The sequence below is a fragment of the Paenibacillus nanensis genome (assembly GCF_003583765.1).
In the GTDB taxonomy this organism is placed as follows: domain Bacteria; phylum Bacillota; class Bacilli; order Paenibacillales; family Paenibacillaceae; genus Pristimantibacillus; species Pristimantibacillus nanensis.
Genome location: NZ_QXQA01000033.1, coordinates 1 through 5762 on the forward strand (window position 1 = coordinate 1; position 5762 = coordinate 5762).

The window sequence follows — 5762 nt, forward strand, 5'->3', positions numbered from 1 at the left end:
CCTTCGTTCCATCGAACGTCGACGTTGCTGTAATGGTGTACGTTCCCGGCGCTGCGTCGGAGGCTACTCGGACCAGTCCGCTCGCATTGACCGTCACTTTTCCGCCGCTATCACTGCTTGACCACGTGACAGCTCCTGCCGCACCCTCAACTACTTCCACCGTAGCCGTCAACTGCTTTGTTCCGCCTTGCACAACGCTCGCCGTTTCTGGCGTTACGGTTACGCTGTTTACGGCTGGAGCTGCCGTGACCGTGATCGCAGCCGTATCTTTTTTCGTGCCATCAAACGTAGATGTTGCCGTGATCGTGTACGTTCCCGGCGCTGCGTCGGAGGCTACTCGGACCAGTCCGCTCGCATTGACCGTCACTTTTCCACCGCTATCACTGCTTGACCACGTAACAGCTCCTGCCGCACCCTCAACTACTTCCACCGTAGCCGTCAACTGCTTTGTTCCGCCTTGCACAACGCTCGCCGTTTCTGGCGTTACGGTTACGCTGTTTACGGCTGGAGCTGCCGTGACCGTGATCGCAGCCGTATCTTTTTTCGTGCCATCAAACGTAGACGTTGCCGTGATCGTGTACGTTCCCGGCGCTGCGTCGGAGGCTACTCGGACCAGTCCGCTCGCATTGACCGTCACTTTTCCACCGCTATCACTGCTTGACCACGTAACAGCTCCTGCCGCACCCTCAACTACTTCCACCGTAGCCGTCAACTGCTTTGTTCCGCCTTGCACAACGCTCGCCGTTTCTGGCGTTACGGTTACGCTGTTTACGGCTGGAGCTGCAGTGACCGTGATCGTGGCCGTATCCGCCTTCGTTCCATCGAACGTCGACGTTGCTGTAATGGTGTACGTTCCCGGCGCTGCATCGGAGGCTACTCGGACCAGTCCGCTCGCATTGACCGTCACTTTTCCGCCGCTATCACTGCTTGACCACGTAACAGCTCTTGCCGCACCCTCAACTACTTCCACCGTAGCCGTCAACTGCTTTGTTCCGCCTTGCACAACGCTCGCCGTTTCTGGCGTTACGGTTACGCTGTTTACGGCTGGAGCTGCCGTGACCGTGATCGCAGCCGTATCTTTTTTCGTGCCATCAAACGTAGATGTTGCCGTGATCGTGTACGTTCCCGGCGCTGCGTCGGAGGCTGCATTAACCAGTCCGCTCGCATTGACCGTCACTTTCCCGCTGCCGTCATTGCTCGTCCAGATTACCGCCGTCGCCGCTCCACCCACTGCATCTACCGCAGCCGTCAGCTGCTCCGTTCCGCCTTGCACAACGCTCGCCGTCTCTGGCGTTACGGATACGCTGTTTACTGCAGGTGCTGCCGTAACTGTAATTGTGGCCGTATCTTTCTTTGTGCCATCAAACGTAGACGTTGCCGTGATCGTGTACGTTCCCGGCGCTGCGTCGGAGGCTGCATTAACCAGTCCGCTCGCATTGACCGTCACTTTCCCGCTGCCATCATTGCTTGACCAGATTACCGCCGTCGCCGCTCCACCCACTGCATCTACCGTTGCCGTCAACTGCTCCGTTCCGCCTTGCACGACGCTCGCCGTTTCTGGCGTTACGGTTACGCTGTTTATTGCGCTTATCGGAGCAGGCTCCGCTATGACCACAGCGGTAATTTGACCAAACCTTACGACCTTGCCATTCGCATTCACTTCCGCGATGGCAATCTTGTCTCCGTTAGAAGCTGCGATGATACCATCACTCGGAAGGTCATCATATCCCGTCACAGATTCTCCTACAAAGGGAACCGTGACTGTGCTTCCCGCAAAATCTTTGTAAATGAATTTGTTTCCTGCTCCCGCGGTCTCTGTAACGCTGATGTCCGTCTTACCATCTGTTCCGGCCCCCGTTACATCGCTTGCCGATACCGTTAGACCGCTGGCCAAAGCCGCTCGAATGTCCGCAATCTCAAAGTCTTGGAATTCCGCATACCCATTCACCGTAAGCTCGACTTGACTTACATCATCTATAGAATGGTCGAAGGCATTCAAAATCGTGTATCCTTCGGAGCCGTCTTGGCTTATCGGATACGTATCGGAATAATTTTCTCCGCCTGATGTAAATGTCACCTGAATCTGTTGAGCTTCATCGAGATCTGCGGCGAATTTGAAGCTTGATAAATCGAAGGTATACCCCGCCTCAGATTGAATAAGTAATCTAACCTTATCGTCATTCCCATCATACGAATAGAAACCGCCTGGGTAAGTACCTTCGTTTTCTAGAACGTCATATATGTAAAGAAATGAATGATCGTGCTCCGGCGTCATAAATGTGATACCTGCTGTCTGACCCGCCGTCACCTGCTTTGTTATGCTATTGTTCGAGATATGACCATTATCTGCAACCGAAACGCTGACATCATTAATGTCGGTTACCGTGACCGATACGTTCTTCGTCGAATTGCCCGCGGCATCCGTTGCCTTTACCGCGACTTCATATACATTGTTGCCATCTGCATCCGACGGCTGCTCATAGTTCGGAGCGCCAATGAAGGTCAAAGCACCCGTGGAAGAATCGATTCCAAATTTAGACTGGTCTGCCCCGCCGGCAATCGAATAGGCAATCGTTCCCGTTCCCGTTGCAACTGCCGTGTATACGGTTCCCGATTGATTTTCCGCAAAAGCTGCCGTAGCGGCAGATATAAACGTCGGCGCTCCCGCGTTTACGGTTACGGCCGCTGCGTCGCTTGTTGCAGTCATCGCCATATTGCCGTTTACTTCAATGTTGATGTTCGTAATGACCACGTAGTAATAGGTTGTTCCTACACTGCTTGTCGGTGCCGCATATGTTGGGCTGGTCGCTCCAATGATCGGTACACCGCCAGTCGTGCTATTCACTGTGTTCCTGTACCACTGGTAGCTTAGCGTGCCGCCATCGCTTACCGTTGCATCTACAGTTAACGTAGCGACGTCTCCAATAGCCACCGTTCGACCTTGCGGCTGCATGGTTATTAAAGGTGCTGCGGCGTCAGTAGACGCTACAATAGGATCAGAGACTAGAAGATCGTCAAAATCAAGCTTAACCGACGTTTCAGCATAGAGCCTGAACTCATCAATATTTTGAAAGGCGTTGTCATTGCTGAAGTCTACCGTATAGAAACTTCCCTTAACCGGAACAAACAATTTCTCCGCACCGACGACTGGCTGGCCGTTAAGATAACCAACCACTTTATACTGCTCGGCAACAGTGTTACGTTCTATTACTCGGAAGGAATTAAGCTTAAAGGGGCCGGTATTGGATTGAACAAGGCCATACTCGTTCGCTCCCGCTTGAGTTGTTCCCAAAAAGACCAAATCATTCGTTGTATTTGGCGATATCTTTCTAATTTGCGTCCTCGGAGTTCCTCCCACAGTGCTAACCATACTAAAAGTCCAATCATTCACAACATTTGGTGCTGTTACCCCTGTTCCAGTTACTGCACTGTCAAAATTTTCACTGCGAGGTGTAGTTGCCGCGTACACATCCATCGGCTTTATTGCTGCATGAAACATTAACGTGAGCATGGAGCAGATTAGCAAGCTGCAAAAGCCTCTTTTTACTGCTTTTCGTTTAGTCCTGTGTAATCGATTTCCCCTGAAAGTATCCACTTTACGCCTTCTTTCCTTTATCGAGTGAAATGCATAGACTCCTATTCAAATCGTTTCATATAAACCGCTAACAGCAGCGCGCTTCCCTCTATCGAACCAATAAAATAGTAAACACTATAAATATACAAGCTCCAGCGTGTAATAGATAGTCAAATTTAGACACAAAGACCCTTAATTCGACACTTTTCTATTAAAAATTTAATCCTTTAGAACTATTCGTCACTTAGACAGGTGGTCCGATTAGCCGGACATGATGTTCAACCTGTTGTCCGTAGAAAATAAAGGATTAGACTGATGATGCTCGATTAAGCTAACTGGCAGGTTTGCGTAGTCGCAGTGTAGCGCGGACCCGTTCTCATATAGGCAGGCAGATAGTGATTTGTGATTTGCATTAGATTTAAACGAAATTTAAACTGGAACATCACCGGAACTTAACCTCCGCCCGCTAAAATTGTGAAAGTCGGACGCTTAGGCAAAACAGACATTAAAACGGAGGAAAAGTGGGATGAGAAACATCGAAACGGTATTGGTTCTATGCGGAGCGCTGCAGCTACTGACGCTGATGTTACGCACGCGGAAGACATCCATAGCAGTCGGGCTGGCGGGGGCTGGGGTATTGGCGGCTCACCTGATTTTCGAGGGGTACAGATGGCAGATGGTTGTCCCTTATACGCTAACCTTGGCAGGCATACTGATCGTCATCTTTAGACACTTTCAAGGCGAGAAAGTCAGCAAGGTCTGGAAGCCGCTCCGATACTTTGGTTACGGGACGGGCTGCCTTCTCCTGGTCGCATCCGCGCTTCTGGCTTCTGTGATGCCAGTTCTACGGCTTCCCGAACCGGAGGGAGAGTATGCGGTCGGTACGGAGACCTTTCATCTCGTTGACGGGGAACGTGAGGAGACGTTCACGGAGGATCCGGACGATAAACGCGAGTTGATGGTTCAGATCTGGTACCCGGCGCAGCAGACGCATCCTATGGGTAATAGAGTTTCGTTATTTCCAAAAGATCGACAGCATTTCGAGGCATATACCAAGGCCTACGCAGAGGAAATGAACCTGCCTGCGTACATGTTTGATTACTGGAAGTACTTCCAGACGAACTCATACGAACGAACGCCGATTGCTTCATCGGCTAAGCCCTTTCCTGTCGTGATGATCAGTCATGGGGAGGGGACCGGTAGGCTGCTACATTTTTCACAAGCGGAAAACTTGGCCAGCCATGGATATATCGTCGTTGGCATCGACCATACATACAGCACTCTAGCCACCGCATTTCCGGATGGCCGGGTGAGCGGGTATACGGTCCGTAGCGGTGGGACGACCGAAGATTTTTTTGACCAGGCTGAACGAGTTGGCGCCGTATGGAAACAGGACATTGAGTATGTCATCCGCAGTTTGGAAGAGTTGAATGACGGTGCTTTCAGTGGAAGGTTCCTGGGGAGGATCGACATGAACCGGATCGGCATGCTGGGCCATTCATTCGGCGGGGCGACGGCATTCCGAGTAGTAAACGACATTCCGAATATCCAAGTAGGCATCAATATGGACGGCACGCTATATGGAATTCGGGAACGGGATGGTATGAATAAACCGTTTCTTTTCTTGGAATCGGAGGATTTTCTGACTTGGAAAACTAAGCTCGAGCAAGGAGAGGTCACCGATCCCGCCATTCAGAAGCATCTGTCGGCCGAGCTGGCGGCGATCGGCCGCGTGATTGACCATGGGGGGACGATGATCGCCGTGGAGGGAGCCCGCCATTACAACTTTACGGATCTGCAGCTCTTTACGGAGATGCTCGACCTGACTGGAATGACCGGCTCGATCAACGGAAATCGCGGGGCCCACCTGGTCAATGCATATGTGCTGGATTTCTTCGACAAGTACCTAGAGGGGACGGGCAACGGGGAACTGCTGAAAGGACCAAGCCCGCAGTACCCGGAGGCAAAGTTCCCACAAACTGGGACCGACCTATTTCGAAAAGAATAATGATTTAACAATCACGAGGACAAGGCTACCGGCATAGAACGGTAGCCTCGTTAAGCTATACCAGCTAATAGCTTGTCAACATTACCAGCAAAACAACATGAGAACTTGTGTTATATTGATTAATGAGCATGCCAAACAACCCTCCAACATGGGTTGTATTGGAAGGTTATACCATCAATT

At 51.2% G+C, this 5762-nt stretch carries 2 protein-coding genes; one reads left to right on the forward strand and one right to left on the reverse strand.

Annotated features, from left to right (window positions below; all coding sequences use genetic code 11):
- Positions 1–3292 (reverse strand): Ig-like domain-containing protein (locus D3P08_RS26940; protein ID WP_206099018.1); only part of this gene is annotated, 3292 nt, incomplete at its 3' end.
- An 808-nt stretch (positions 3293–4100) separates the two neighbouring features.
- Between D3P08_RS26940 and D3P08_RS26945 the strand changes: the two genes are divergently transcribed.
- On the forward strand, positions 4101–5582 hold the full coding sequence (locus D3P08_RS26945) for an alpha/beta hydrolase family protein (protein ID WP_119603230.1): 1482 nt from the start codon (positions 4101–4103) through the stop codon (positions 5580–5582).
- Positions 5583–5762 lie beyond the last annotated feature (180 nt).